General features: G+C 46.7%; 12 protein-coding genes. All 12 read right to left on the bottom strand.

Features of this window, described 5'->3' with window-relative positions; translation table 11 throughout:
- Nucleotides 1-7: 7 nt before the first annotated feature.
- The 12 genes from hypE to OCV11_RS02360 all read right to left on the bottom strand — a co-directional run bounded on the left by hypE (nt 8) and on the right by OCV11_RS02360 (nt 13,442).
- Nucleotides 8-1,006 carry a hydrogenase expression/formation protein HypE gene (gene hypE / locus OCV11_RS02415; RefSeq protein WP_261894774.1) on the bottom strand — a complete coding sequence of 333 codons (999 nt, stop codon included), beginning with the start codon at nt 1,004-1,006 and terminating at the stop codon, nt 8-10.
- The gene (gene hypD, locus OCV11_RS02410) at nt 1,003-2,136 is read right to left on the bottom strand and encodes a hydrogenase formation protein HypD (protein WP_261894772.1); all 1,134 of its coding nucleotides are present in this window, start codon (nt 2,134-2,136) and stop codon (nt 1,003-1,005) included. The genes hypE and hypD overlap by 4 nt, the downstream gene beginning before the upstream one ends.
- On the bottom strand, nt 2,133-2,387 hold the full coding sequence (locus tag OCV11_RS02405; RefSeq protein ID WP_068712019.1) for a HypC/HybG/HupF family hydrogenase formation chaperone: 255 nt from the start codon (nt 2,385-2,387) through the stop codon (nt 2,133-2,135). The genes hypD and OCV11_RS02405 overlap by 4 nt, the downstream gene beginning before the upstream one ends.
- A gap of 51 nt (nt 2,388-2,438) precedes the next feature.
- Nucleotides 2,439-4,886, bottom strand: a complete 2,448-nt coding sequence (gene hypF, locus OCV11_RS02400) for a carbamoyltransferase HypF (protein ID WP_261894770.1) — start codon at nt 4,884-4,886, stop codon at nt 2,439-2,441.
- Nucleotides 4,887-5,219: 333 nt separating this feature from the next.
- Entirely contained in the window at nt 5,220-6,044 is an 825-nt protein-coding gene (fdhD, locus tag OCV11_RS02395; protein ID WP_261894769.1) for a formate dehydrogenase accessory sulfurtransferase FdhD, read from the bottom strand.
- Nucleotides 6,045-6,065: 21 nt separating this feature from the next.
- Nucleotides 6,066-8,087, bottom strand: a complete 2,022-nt coding sequence (locus tag OCV11_RS02390; RefSeq protein ID WP_261894768.1) for a sigma 54-interacting transcriptional regulator — start codon at nt 8,085-8,087, stop codon at nt 6,066-6,068.
- Between the two features lie 143 nt (nt 8,088-8,230).
- Nucleotides 8,231-10,375 (bottom strand): formate dehydrogenase subunit alpha, encoded by a 2,145-nt coding sequence (fdhF, locus tag OCV11_RS02385; RefSeq protein WP_261894766.1) that lies wholly within the window; start codon nt 10,373-10,375, stop codon nt 8,231-8,233.
- A 15-nt stretch (nt 10,376-10,390) separates the two neighbouring features.
- On the bottom strand, nt 10,391-10,939 hold the full coding sequence (locus OCV11_RS02380) for a 4Fe-4S binding protein (protein ID WP_261894765.1): 549 nt from the start codon (nt 10,937-10,939) through the stop codon (nt 10,391-10,393).
- 233 nt (nt 10,940-11,172) lie between these two features.
- Entirely contained in the window at nt 11,173-11,631 is a 459-nt protein-coding gene (gene hycI / locus OCV11_RS02375) for a hydrogenase maturation peptidase HycI (RefSeq protein WP_261894764.1), read from the bottom strand.
- A complete protein-coding gene (locus OCV11_RS02370; RefSeq protein WP_261894763.1) occupies nt 11,628-12,062 on the bottom strand; it encodes a formate hydrogenlyase maturation HycH family protein in 435 nt (144 codons plus the stop codon). Before OCV11_RS02370 ends, hycI begins: the two co-directional genes overlap by 4 nt.
- On the bottom strand, nt 12,049-12,864 hold the full coding sequence (locus OCV11_RS02365; RefSeq protein WP_261894762.1) for an NADH-quinone oxidoreductase subunit B family protein: 816 nt from the start codon (nt 12,862-12,864) through the stop codon (nt 12,049-12,051). Before OCV11_RS02365 ends, OCV11_RS02370 begins: the two co-directional genes overlap by 14 nt.
- Nucleotides 12,861-13,442, bottom strand: a complete 582-nt coding sequence (locus OCV11_RS02360) for a formate hydrogenlyase complex iron-sulfur subunit (RefSeq protein WP_261894760.1) — start codon at nt 13,440-13,442, stop codon at nt 12,861-12,863. Before OCV11_RS02360 ends, OCV11_RS02365 begins: the two co-directional genes overlap by 4 nt.
- Between the last annotated feature and the right edge of the window lie 7 nt (nt 13,443-13,449).

Raw genomic sequence — 13,449 nt, 5'->3', positions numbered from 1 at the left:
CTGCCTCCTAGCAAATCCGTGGCAGCAATTCCCCAACCGGGAAATCAAGATACCGCTTACTTCCCCATGGGCTGCACAGCACAGGTTTAGCAGGGCTACCCGCCACCACTTCACCGATGATGGCCGCTTGCGGCTGAAAACGTTGTAACACGTCGAGTGTCATCGCCGCTTGCTCCGCAGGAACCGCGATAATAAAGGTGCCTTCATTGGCCAAATCATATGGTTCAAAACCAAAGAGTTCGCACACGCCTTTCACTGCGGCATCCACAGGAATGGCTTGTTCTTGCAAACGCATCTGCACATTGGAACTTTGACACCATTCATTGAGCACGGCGGATAACCCACCGCGTGTGGCATCACGCATCGCATGTGGCGTAATACCGCTGCTGATCAATTGACTTACGACCGGCCAAAGCGTGGCACAGTCACTTTTAATCTCACTTTCTAAACGCAGGGATTCACGAGCGGCCAGCACACAAGCACCATGGCGACCAATATCGCGTGATACCAATAACACATCACCCACTTGAAGCTGGCTTGCCGATACGTTCGGTAACAGAATCTCGCCCACCCCTGTGGTGTTGATAAACACTTTATCGGCGCAGCCTTTAGGCACCACTTTGGTATCGCCACAGACGATCACTGCACCGGTGGGTACAATCTCTTGCGACATGGTATCGACGATTTGTTCTAACTCACTAAAGGCAAAACCTTCTTCCAGAATAAAGCTACAAGTCAGATATTTAGGCTGTGCTGCGACCATCGCCAAATCGTTGGTGGTTCCTGCAATTGCCAACGAACCAATGTTGCCACCTGCAAAAAATAGCGGCTCAACGGTAAAGCTATCGGTGGTCATCGCTACTTGACCATTGAGGGTTAAGGTTGCCGCATCTTCTGCTTTCAAAAATGGGTTTTCAAAACGACGAAAGAAAATCTCATGGATGAACTCATTCATCTCCCGTCCGCCACCACCGTGGCTTAGTTGCACCTGTTGTGGACGACTCATGACAGGGTTTCCTCCATAATTCCGGCATAACGATAATAGGCATTACAAGCCCCTTCAGAACTCACCATACAACTGCCCATAGGCCGAGTTGGTGTACACGCTTTTCCAAACACTTTGCAATCGGCTGGGGTCGCTAAACCACGTAAGATATCGCCGCAGCGACACGCTTTATGATCCGCCACCGCGTGAGTGGGCAAAATGGCTTTAAATTCCAGTTCTGCATCGCGGTGTGCGTATTCATCGCGCAAACGTAGCGCTGAGTTAGGAATCGGACCTAAGCCTCGCCAATTGAAGGATTCGCGCACTGTGAATATCTTCTCGATGAGCTTTTGGGCTGCCATGTTCCCTGCCATCGACACCACACGTTTGTACTGAATATCAAGGCGTGCAGCACGTTCAACCGCTTGCTCCACCAGCATCAATACCGACTCCAATACATCAACAGGTTCAAACCCTGCGACCACAATCGGAATATGGTGCTGATCCACAATCGGCTGATAAATTTTTGCGCCCGTAATGGTGCTCACATGAGAGGGACCAATAAAGGCATTGACTGGTGTTTGTTGGTCGGCCATCACCACATGCATCGCAGGCGGAACGAGCACATGGTTAATATGAAAATAGAGATTGGATAAGCCACGTTTTTCTGCCAAATCGACTAACACCGCCGTCATGGGTGTGGTGGTTTCAAACCCGATGGCAAAGAACACCACTTTCTTATCGGGATTTTGCTCAGCGATTTTAAGGGTATCCATCGGGTCGTAAACCGGCTCAACCTTTCCACCTTTGGCGCGACATTGTGCCAAAGATAATTTCGAACCAGGCACGCGAATCATATCGCCAAGACACACCAGAATAACCCCATCAGTCATCGCCAAAGCTATCGCCTGATCGATACGCTCTTTTGGCATTACACAAACAGGACAGCCGGGACCGTGAACAAAATGGAGGTTATCGGGCAGCAACTGTTTTAAACCATATTTCATGATGGTATGGGTATGCCCACCGCATACCTCCATGATGTACAGTGGCTGCGTGAGCTCAGTCGCTCGAAGCGCGATTTTCTCAGCCAAAGCTTGCACTACTTGCGGCTGACGATAGGCGGCATAAAGTTGGCTGCTATCACTCATAACATAACCTGCATATGATCCTGCTCCATCTCGCTCAGCAGTGATTGATACATTTTGAGGTTTTCCTCCGCCTCCTGTTGGTTAATTTTGCTGATTGCAAAACCAACATGAATCAGCAGGTGTTCGCCTACTTCAACCGGTTCGTCAATTAAGCTGATACTCACTTCACGAATGACGCCTAAGGTTTCAACCTTGGCCGTCGCGTTGTCGTTATCCACACTCACGACACTGGATGGAATACATAAACACATAGTCTTATTCTCTTGTGTCACTCGAAGGCTTGTTATTAAGCCTTCCATTGCTCAATTTTGTTGATGATGAATGCCATACCAGAGTTGGCCAGCAGCAACGCCACCATCGTTTACAGGAATCACTTTGCCCGTCATCCATAGGTGACCTTGTGCACTTAACTGCTCCGTCACACGATTTAATAGCTGGCGGTTTTGAAATACTCCCCCAGACAGCACCACAGGCAACTCTGGATAATCATTGGCTAAACTCACAATGGCATTCGCAAGCTCATCAATCAGCCTGCGACTCACTTGGTTTTGCCACTGCGGTGTAACGGAAACGGAGTTCGCATGTCGAACTAAACACGCGAGCATTGGCCACCAATCCAACTGTTTTTGCTCATTCCAAATAAGCGACCATGGGGCGGGCAAAGCCTCTTGTACAGCTTTATCTTGGTTTGGATACCCATGATCCAAAAACTCTTTATTCATTGATAAATATGACTTTTTATCAATTTCATCCCTAACACGTACAGCTTTTGGATCATTTGGACACCTATGATCCAAAAGCTCTACACGCTGCTCCATCACTAGCCCACTTTCCCCTTCAAAATCCGGTGTAATCACCAGCTCAATCAGCGCAGCAACCCCATCAAACAGGCGACCAATCGATGAGGTATAAGGCGAATGTTTCTCTGAGAGCCATAACTGATGGAGATTAATAAATCGGTCATGGGACCACGAACGAAACAGGGGTAGCGCCAAGGCTTCTATTTCAGTCACAGACAACTGCTCTAACAGCATCGCAAAGACAATTCGAGCTGGCTCGAAAATCGCCTGTTCACGACCAATCAGACGAAATGGTCTAAGGTGCGCTAAACGCTGATAACCATGAATATCAGCCACTAACACTTCCCCGCCCCACACGGTGTCATCGTCCCCCCAACCGGTGCCATCAAAAGCAAAACCGAGCACAGAATTTGTGTAGCTATGCTCCGCCATCACCGCCAATAGATGAGCATAATGATGTGAGAGAGTTTGAATCTGTCCCGCTTGTTGATGGAGAAACTGCGTTGAAAAATAGCCGGGATGACGGTCACCACACCACTGCTGCGGCGTGGTTTGATACAAGGATGGGAAATAGTCGGTCATTGCGACAAAGCGCTGTTGGGTATCGATATCATCGATATCACCAAGGTAAGGCGAGAGCATCCACTGACCAGGAATTGCAAAAGCGACGCTCGATTTTTGCTGCGCGCCCACCGCCATAATGGAGTGTTCGATACCCTCACATGCTTTGCTATATGGAGCGTAACCGCGCGCCATGCGTAAAGTTCGTATTGCACCGCCAGCTAAGTGAACCACGCTATCATCACAAGCGTTTACTATCTCGCGATTGTGATTAAGCACTCCATCCAGCTGTCCACCGAACTGCTCAACCACTTGGTTCATTTCTGTTGCCAGTGGCACGCCAGAGACATTGGCACTGGTCATCACCAAGCTGCTGATATGCCATTTTTGCAATTCATCAAACAGCAGCAGATGCAAAGGCGTATAAGGCAGCATTACCCCAAGATAACGCATGCTAGGTGCAACTGATGGGGCTACTGCAAAGCACTTAGACTGAGCATCATCACGCAGTTTCATTAATACAATTGGTGCAGCTTGCGAGCTCAACGCTTGCCACTCTAATGGCTCGCCACAAACCAATTGCTCGGCACTGGCGACATCGCGCACCATGACCGCCAACGGTTTTCTTTGTCGGTGTTTTAAAGCCCGTAACTTCTGCACCGCCACTTCATTTTGCGCATTACAAACCAAGTGAAATCCACCTAGGCCTTTGACGGCAATCACCCCACCCTGCCCAATCATCTCTGCCGCTTGGGTTATGGCTAAATCTCGTTGCTGGGTTTGGGTTTGGGTTTGGTCATATTGACCATGCGCCGGAGTATGCCAAGTCACTTGTGGACCACAAACATCACAGCTCACCGGCTGGGCGTGGTAACGACGATCGAACGGATTGTGATAAGCCTTCGCGCAGTCAGGGCAAAGCTCAAACTCGGCCATCGAAGTCAATTCACGGTCATATGGCAGTTGCTTGATGATCGAAAAACGTGGGCCGCAATTGGTACAGTTGATAAAGGGATAGCGGTAGTAGCGAGAATGCGGGTCGCGTAGCTCACGGGCACAATCGCTGCACATGGCTTGATCTGGAGAAACACTCACCGAGACTCGGTTTTCACGTTCACTGTGCACTATGGTAAAAGCATCGACCTGATGCGGGCGCTGCTCAGCCACGGTAATCTGGTCAACCCGTGAAAGCGGCGGTGCAGACCGATGCAGCTCGGCAATAAACAGATCTAAACGCTCGCTCAATCCTTGCACATCAATATGAACGCCAGAAGCATCATTGCAAACGGAACCTAATAGTTGATGGCGAGTGGCTAGCTGATAGACGAAAGGGCGAAAACCCACGCCTTGCACCACTCCGCTAATCTCTATTAGGCGACGAGAAAGCATGAAAAAGCTCCGAGGTTGGCGCGAAAGAAATAATCAATTTTTGCCATGAGATTATGCGTAAAAAATTCAAATCATGAATTCATTAACGATAATAGTGGCAGGTTAAATCAATCAATAACTCTCAGCAGATCAATAAGTAATTGCTGCCTATTTTATCGAACCTAAATGGAATATACAGAGCTGGGAGTTGACTCAAATCAATCCCAAGTTAAACAATTTTTTCGTGCTTGTTTTTATTATTTTTCGTTCTATAAAAATAAAATTGATAGAGGATAAAAACATAAAAAGCACGTAAATTTACGTGCCCTTTATTTTGGTAAAATGAAATTTCAACTATGGTAGTTCAATAATTCGTTCTGGATGAGAATAAATATTAGCGCGACCACGGCGACAATAGCCACACAGGGTTAAATTGAGCTGCTCTGCCATTTCTACGGCCATATTAGTGGCAGCCGAAACGGCAAATAATATTTCGACACCGCTGGCAACCACTTTTTGCACCATTTCAAAACTGGCGCGACTGGTGACTAAAATGGCCCCTTGGCGTTTTTGCTCTCTGGCAATCCAACCGACCAGTTTATCCAATGCAATATGACGACCCACATCTTCAAAAATGGCCTCAATCTTACCCTCTTGATTAAGGTAAGCGGCCGCATGGGAAGAGCCCGTCATTTGGTTGAGTTCTTGATGATCAAAAAGGCTATCAAGGGCAGTTTGCAGCTTATCCATATCGAACCGCACAGAGCTGGGTAGCGGCTGACGATAACGACATACCGAGTCTAATTTTTCTGTACCGCAGATACCGCAGCCTGTCATTCCCGCCAAAGAGCGGCGTTTTTCTTTTAAACGCTCAACACAGCGATTCGCCACCTGAACGTTCACCGTAATACCATTATCTTGCAGCTGAATATCCACATCATGGACATCTTTCATTTGGTCGATAATGCCTTCGGTTAACGCAAAGCCAACGGCAAACTCTTCGAGATCCATCGGTGTACACATCATCACCGTATAAGCAACACCATTAAATTCAATCGCAACAGGTGTCTCTTGAATTAAGGCATCCTGTTTAGTTTGCCAATCTTTGCCTTGCTCATAACGTACGATCGATTTCTCTTTGTAGGCGGGAAAATCGACTGGTGACAACTCAACACTCATCTCTGTATCCTTTTGTTTGCCTTACACTTCCGGCAAATAATCTTTACTACTGATACCCATTTTCTGCATTCGTGACAGCAAAGTAGTGCGTTTCAAACCCAGCTTAGCTGCAGCGCCACGAGCGCCTGCTACGATACCATTACAGTCGCGCAAAGTCTGAATTATCAAGTCGCGATCCACGTCCGCATTGGATTTAGAACCATTTTCTTGTTCATCTTCAACGTCTTCCAAATCAAGGCCAAGACTGAGTAACTCTTCAACGGGCACGTTCAACACATCACCACGGGTTAAAATCACCGAACGTTCAATGAAGTTACGCAGTTGACGTACGTTTCCCGGCCAACTAAATGCGCTCAGTGCGCGCATCGAACTGTTGGTCACAGCTGAAATATTCTTACCCATTTTTTTCGAGATAGTACGCGTGAAATGTTTGACCAATAATGGAATATCTTCAGGACGGTCACGCAGTGGCGGGATCTGAATCGGGAAAATATTGAGACGATAGTAGAGATCGCTACGGAAGGTTTTCTCTTGCACCATGCTAAGCAAATCGGCATTAGTCGCAACCACAATACGCACATCAACGGGGATCAATTGGTTTTTTCCCACCCGTTCAATTTCACTTTCTTGTAGTGCACGCAATAACTTAGGTTGTAGTTCAATCGGCATATCGCCAATCTCATCTAAGAACAAAGTGCCGTTATTGGCTTGCTCAAATCGCCCGACTCGACTGCTGATCGCGCCAGTAAATGCCCCTTTTTCATGCCCAAATAGCTCACTTTCAAACAAACCTTCAGGCACCGCTGCACAGTTCATTTTCACCATGCGTTTTTGACTGCGACGGCTCATCTTATGAATCGCTCGAGCAATCAACTCTTTCCCGGTGCCCGTTTCACCCAAAATCATCACGGTACTGTCGCAATCGGCCACCATCGCCACTTGGTCGAGCACTTTATTCATTGATTCACTTTGGCTAATAATATCATCAAAAATCAGATGCTTATCATAGCTATCTTCAATCGATACATACTCACTTTTCGGCATCATTTTGGCATGAGCTTCGTGCATATTCACACTGTGCATCGCCAATGCGACTCGAGCGGCCACCTGCTGTAACGTATCAATATCCATGCTCGGCATTTGCCTATCGTCACGCATCATATAAGCGATATAGCCCACTTTCATGCGGCGAAAAATCAGCGGCATCACAATAATTTGCGTGATGTCATCGGCAAACTGCAGGGTGTTTTTTTGGTCTTCCATTTTGGCAAGAAGCTTCTTATCCAAATAGACCACTTCATTTTTGTTTACTGCGGCGAGAAAGGCCGAATCATCGGTAAAAAAGTGGCTTTGTTGATACACCTGCCCATCGGCCATTCGGCTGGTACTTTGCGTATAAAGCCCTTGATTGATATCGATAAGCGCGAGATCCGTCACCGAAAAGTGTTGGTAAATGCATTGCTGCAGAGAACTCAACAGCATCTCTTTATTACTTTGACTGATCACCGCGTTAGTGACATCAACCAAGATATGATAGTTGTCCCTTTCATGGCTAATCTGCTTGGTCATCGAACTGGTTAGTTCATGATCAAGCACATGAGTGACAAAGGAAACTATCATGCTGTTTTGCAGACGGAACTGGCGCTCTCCATCTTCTAGCTCATCCACTTGGGGGTTAATAAACTCGATAAAACCGATTTGTTGGTTCATCGATTTAAGCGGAATTTTGCAGTAATGGTGGATGTTGGCGTATGCGGAATGGTCAGCAAAATGAGGATGGGAATAATAGAAACTAACGCCGTCTAAATTATATAAACCATCATCGTAAGGCATACTGTATAAATCGTATTCCTGATGATAAAAAGCTTCGCGGTGAACACGATCTTGTTCATCGACATAATAAAGAACAGATTCATCAGATTGGCCACAGCGCAATATGATGTTGATCTTCTCTACTTGTAAAAAAGCACACTCTTCACTATTGAGAAATGTCAGCAAGTCAGCGGTATCGTTAATCGATAACATTGCCTTGGAGAAAATCATTAATTCCTGGGCTATTTGATTCATGGCATTAATAAAAAAGGCTCTTTAGTTGCACGTATAATACCGCATGCATAAAGAGCCTTCTTTGATCTTAATTCACTAAGATCCTAAATAATGAGGAACTTAATTTACTAAAATCTTAATTATGCCTGTTCAACATGTGATCTTAGGCGAGCTTTCATATTACTGTATTCCGTTTTCACGTAATTTTCAGCCCAAGCTGTATCTTGAATCGCTTCCACTTTCACCGCACAGTATTTGTATTCTGGTGTGCTTGAAATTGGGTCAACACGTTCAATGGTCAGCTCGTTACATGCACCCACCCACCATTGGTAAGTCATGTAGATCGCGCCTTGGTTCACACGAGGGTTCACATTCGCACGAGTAATGACTTTACCGCGACGAGAAGAAACCCAGATCAGCTGTTGATCTTTGATGCCATATTTAGCTGCATCATCAGGGTGGATTTGTGCAAATCCTGGTTCATCAGCCAAGGTGGTCAGTGCGGTACAGTTACCAGTCATAGAACGGCAAGAGTAGTGGCCCACTTCACGGACTGTTGAAAGCACCAATGGGTAATCCGCATCAGGTTGTTCAACAGGAGCACGCCATTCAGCGCCCAAGAATTTACCTTTACCTGAAGGCATAGAGAATTTATTGCCTTTAAATAGGTAAGGAGTACCAGGGTCTGCTTCATCAACACATGGCCATTGCACGCCTTTCAGGCCGGCCATTTTTTCGTAGGTTGCACCTTCATACAGAGGGCATAAGTGACGCATTTCGTCCCAAATTTCTTCGGTATTGTTGTAGTGCATTGGGTAACCCATACGAGTTGCCAATAGGCTGAAGATTTCCCAGTCAGGTTTCACGTCAGCAGGTGGAGTCACCGCTTTGTAGAAACGTTGGAAACCACGGTCAGCACTTGAGTAAACGCCTTCGTGTTCACCCCAACTGGTGGATGGGAAGATAATGTCAGCACGTTCTGCGGTTTTGGTCATAAAGATATCTTGGACGATAACCAGTTCAAGATCGCTCAATGTTTTACGCATTTGTGCTAAGTCAGCTTCAGTTTGCGCTGGGTCTTCACCAAAGATGTAATAAGCCTTACATACGCCTTCAGCCACTTTATGACCCACTTCAGTAATACGATAGCCCGGTTTGTGAGACAGTTTCACGCCCCATGCTTTTTCGAATTTTTCACGAATCGCATCGTTAGTGACCGCTTGGTAGCCTGGATATTGATGAGGCAACATGCCCATATCACAAGTCCCTTGTACGTTGTTTTGACCACGTACAGGACCTACGCCCACACCACGACGACCAAAGTTACCAGTCATCATCGCAAGGCCAGCCAAACCACGAACTACGTCCACAGCTTGACCAAATTGAGTCACGCCCATTCCCCATAGAATCATAGATTCAGAGGCATTTGCGTAAGTGCGAGCCGCTTGACGAATCTCTTCACCTCGTACACCAGTAATGTGTTCTACTTCTTCAGGACAGTAGTTCATCACGGTTTTACGGAATTCTTCAAAACCTTCTGTGTAACGTTGCACGTAATCCACATCGTAAAGGTTTTCATCGATCAAGGTGTAAGCAATCGCGTTCACTACCGCCATGTTTGAACCATTTTTCAATGGAACCCATTGGTCAGCGATACGAACTGATTCGATTTTACGCGGGTCACATACGATGACTTTCGCGCCGTTGGCTTTGGCTTTGAATACTTGACGTGCAATAACAGGGTGAGAGTCAGCCACGTTATAGCCGAAGAACAATAGACATTTTGCTTCAGCAATTTCGTTGATTGAGTTACTCATCGCACCGTTACCTACGGTGGATTCTAGGCCAGATACGGATGGAGCGTGACAAACACGCGCACAGTGGTCGACGTTGTTTGTACCAATCACTGCACGAGCAAATTTTTGCATCACGTAGTTGGCTTCGTTACCAGGACCACGAGCAGAACCTGTGGTCATGATAGAATCTGCGCCGTATTTTTCTTTAATTGCAGTTAAACGTTCAACGGCGAAATCTAATGCTTCATCCCAAGAAACCGCTTCAAGTTTTGAGTCACGAGTGCGGCGAATCATTGGGTGTTTTAGACGTGGAGTCAAAAGGTTGGTGTCGTTTAAGAAGTCCCAACCATAGTAACCTTTCAAACAAAGGTTACCTTCGTTGGTACGACCCATAGCAGGTTCAGCACCAACAACCTTGTCGTTTTCAACAAGTAAATTCAGTTTGCACCCTGTGCCACAGTAGGGACAAACTACGATGGATTTTTTCATATTAACCTTCTTAAATCAGACAGTGATGCCAGCAGCGCGAGTGGCTGCTTGTTCGCGTTTTTGCTGACTGGTTTGTTGAAGTTCATCAGAATTAATCAGACTGATAGCACCAGTTGGGCAAACTTCTACACAAGCCGGACCATTTTCACGGTGAGAACATAAATCACATTTAATCGCCTGTGATTTAGGCACTTTACGGCTAAATAACGCAGCAGCGCCGCGATTTTCTTCCACCATAGTGGTCACAACGGCCATTGCGCCAAATGGGCAAGCAACGGCACAGGTTTTACAACCAATGCAGCGAGATTGAATCACCTTCACAAAACCATCTTCATGGACGATGGCGTTGTTAGGACAAACTTGAGCACAAGGTGCGTCGTCACACTGACGACACATGACAGGAGTGGTCACCTGCGCATTTTTCACCAACTGCAGGCGAGGGACAAAACTCTCAGCATTCTGCAGCGTGCCAGAACATCCTTCTTGGTGAGAAATCGCGCACGCTACTTCACAAGTTCGACAACCAATACATTTAGTGGCGTCTGCAAAGACAAAACGATTCATGCGATATCCTTCTAGTGTCGGTACACCAGAGTTAAAAAAACTCTAATGCCTATTAAGCACGAGACGTGCCAATCTTTCAGTTGAGTAAGAAAACAAAATAACTCACTGTTTTATATTTATTTTTAAACATAGCTCACGATAAATATCGTCTTACAATACTGTCATTACTGCTGGTTTCCCCGTCAGTCGTCATTAGTGACGAACCCAATGACACTAGTGACGAGTTAACCGAGTTAGCAATGAGCAAAACCGCCGTCACCTTCCCAGTTAGGTAAGCACTGGTAGAGGTGTTCGACAGCTTTTCTTACCGCTGGAGTCATAGGGTAAGAAAATCCGACCTGCTCCGGTTGAATGCCAATAAAGGTCACTTCAGGAACAAAGGTTTTGAGTTCATTGAGTAAAAAATTGAGAGGAAGGCTATGGGTAGAAACCAAAAACATATCGGCACTGGTTTCTTGTTCAATCACGCGAATTTCGCCAACTTGCTCACCAAAATCGGCGGCATCGACGACCACGACTCGTTGTGGCTGCGCCCGACGAATCAGATGCAAAGTGTCTTCTGGCATCGTACCGCCATCCAACACCTCCCACATATCGAGTGGATTTTCACGACACAGCTTAGCCAGCAAGGGGCCAGCGGCATCGTCACCCATCATATAGTTACCGACGGTCAATAAGATTTGTTGGCTCATTGTCCACCTCGAATCATCAAATACATATTTGGCTCGTGATAGATTGCCGTTAACACCTCAATAAAACCGCTAGTGAGTTCACGACTTTTCGCGCTTTGTTGTTCTTTATCGATACGATCAAACGCCAGTGCCAACATATTGATGTGTTCGGGGAACACGGTAATTTCCCCGAACATCAGAAACCCTTTCATTTTGCGATACGCTTCGCTTTCAGGGTCTAACGCTGAAATCCATTCCAAATATTGAGCGCCAGTGCAGGTCATCGCAGCACTTAAGCAATCGACAATCCCCAAGTGGTGACCGATAGCTAAGGTGTAATACATCACCTGTTTGGCAGCTTGAGGGATGTCATCTTTCTCATCGACAAACTTGCGCGTCAGACGATAAAAATAGACATCTCCTTTTAAATGGCGAGACTCAGCGACATCCATGACACGCTCCTTGAGGTTCACCACCGGTTAATTGCATCATCACACCGCGCATCAAGGTGTTCACGATCTCCGTTAAACGGGGATCGGCATGTTCATCAAGATACGCTTTCACGTTTTGATCAACCGTGTTGGCATCACTCGCTTCGAGCACATCCATCAGTTCATTGGAGATACGTTTACCGGCGCGATAGCCAGCCAACACTCGCGCTTCACGCTCGATCATCACGCGAATATCTAAAGGAATACCGGTATGACGCAGCGTGGCCGGTTCTTTGTCAGCTTGGTGCTCTTTGCTATGCATTTTTTGCTCAAGCAGACCCAAGGCAACCGCAAAACCATATAAGGTTGCTGCCGGTGTTGGAGGACAACCAGGGATATAAACGTCAACAGGGACGATTTTGTCGGTTCCGCCCCACACACAGTAAAGGTCGTGGAAGATACCGCCATCACAGCCACATGCGCCGTAAGAGACTACGATTTTCGGGTCAGGCGCGGCTTCATAAGCGCGCAGTGCAGGCGCACGCATCGCACGAGTAACTGCACCAGTAAATAATAAGATGTCGGCATGACGAGGTGACGCTACTACTTTGATACCAAAGCGTTCAGTATCGTAAACGGGTGTCGTTGCGGCAAAAATTTCGATTTCACAGCCGTTGCAACCGCCGCAGTCAACACGATAAACATAAGCAGAGCGTTTAATCTGTTTAATCAACACCTGTTTGAGTTTTTCATGTTCAGGAGAAAGCGGAACGGGCACTGTCTGAGTATGGTTGATGCCTGATAACTGTTTTATGCCTTTCATGCTTCTTCCTTCTCTTGACGCTGTGCGATTTCTGCAGGAGTGGCAATAAAGCGTTGATGCGCAATATTTTCGCCATCCAACATATTGGCCTTACGACGACACTCTGGGCAGGTTTCTAACTGCACACGACGCATAACCAAATGCTCACCCGTTAACCCAGATTGTTCCAAGGTATCGATCACGTAATTGAGCAGTTTTTTCGCCACAAATGGACGACCACAACAGGTGCATTTCGCCAGCTTGAACTCCGCACTTTCATACAAATCGGCTTTGTTCGTCACCGCCAATTCAAACTGTGGTGTCAGCTCAATGGCGTGGGTTGGACACACTTCTTCACAACGGCCGCAGTAAATACAGCGAGCCAGGGAAAGCTCCCAACGACGAGTACCTTTGGCTGCATCGGTTTCCATGATCAATGCGTTAGCAGGACAGGCGCGTGTACACGCGCCACAAGAGATACACTGGCTAGCATTGAGCTCAGGTTTACCACGAAAATCCGGAGCCACTTCGAACGGTGCAAAGGGATATTTTTCAGTGACATCCCCTGCTTTTAAGATGGTTTTAAGTAACTTGATCATGATGTTC

Source organism: Vibrio porteresiae DSM 19223 (assembly GCF_024347055.1).
Classification (GTDB): Bacteria; Pseudomonadota; Gammaproteobacteria; order Enterobacterales; family Vibrionaceae; genus Vibrio; species Vibrio porteresiae.
The sequence above is the reverse complement of the archived record's forward strand: the minus strand, read 5'-3'. Positions and strand labels throughout refer to the sequence as shown.

What these genes read in the sequence shown, in the direction of transcription:
- hypF (WP_261894770.1), bottom strand. Translation starts at nt 4,886, where the DNA reads ATGCTTTCTCGTCGCCTAATAGAGATTAGCGGAGTGGTGCAAGGCGTG.
- hycI (WP_261894764.1), bottom strand. Translation starts at nt 11,631, where the DNA reads ATGAGCCAACAAATCTTATTGACCGTCGGTAACTATATGATGGGTGAC.
- OCV11_RS02365 (WP_261894762.1), bottom strand. Translation starts at nt 12,864, where the DNA reads ATGAAAGGCATAAAACAGTTATCAGGCATCAACCATACTCAGACAGTG.
- OCV11_RS02405 (WP_068712019.1), bottom strand. Translation starts at nt 2,387, where the DNA reads ATGTGTTTATGTATTCCATCCAGTGTCGTGAGTGTGGATAACGACAAC.
- fdhD (WP_261894769.1), bottom strand. Translation starts at nt 6,044, where the DNA reads ATGAGTGTTGAGTTGTCACCAGTCGATTTTCCCGCCTACAAAGAGAAA.
- OCV11_RS02370 (WP_261894763.1), bottom strand. Translation starts at nt 12,062, where the DNA reads ATGGATGTCGCTGAGTCTCGCCATTTAAAAGGAGATGTCTATTTTTAT.
- OCV11_RS02380 (WP_261894765.1), bottom strand. Translation starts at nt 10,939, where the DNA reads ATGAATCGTTTTGTCTTTGCAGACGCCACTAAATGTATTGGTTGTCGA.
- hypE (WP_261894774.1), bottom strand. Translation starts at nt 1,006, where the DNA reads ATGAGTCGTCCACAACAGGTGCAACTAAGCCACGGTGGTGGCGGACGG.
- hypD (WP_261894772.1), bottom strand. Translation starts at nt 2,136, where the DNA reads ATGAGTGATAGCAGCCAACTTTATGCCGCCTATCGTCAGCCGCAAGTA.
- OCV11_RS02360 (WP_261894760.1), bottom strand. Translation starts at nt 13,442, where the DNA reads ATGATCAAGTTACTTAAAACCATCTTAAAAGCAGGGGATGTCACTGAA.
- fdhF (WP_261894766.1), bottom strand. Translation starts at nt 10,375, where the DNA reads ATGAAAAAATCCATCGTAGTTTGTCCCTACTGTGGCACAGGGTGCAAA.
- OCV11_RS02390 (WP_261894768.1), bottom strand. Translation starts at nt 8,087, where the DNA reads ATGATTTTCTCCAAGGCAATGTTATCGATTAACGATACCGCTGACTTG.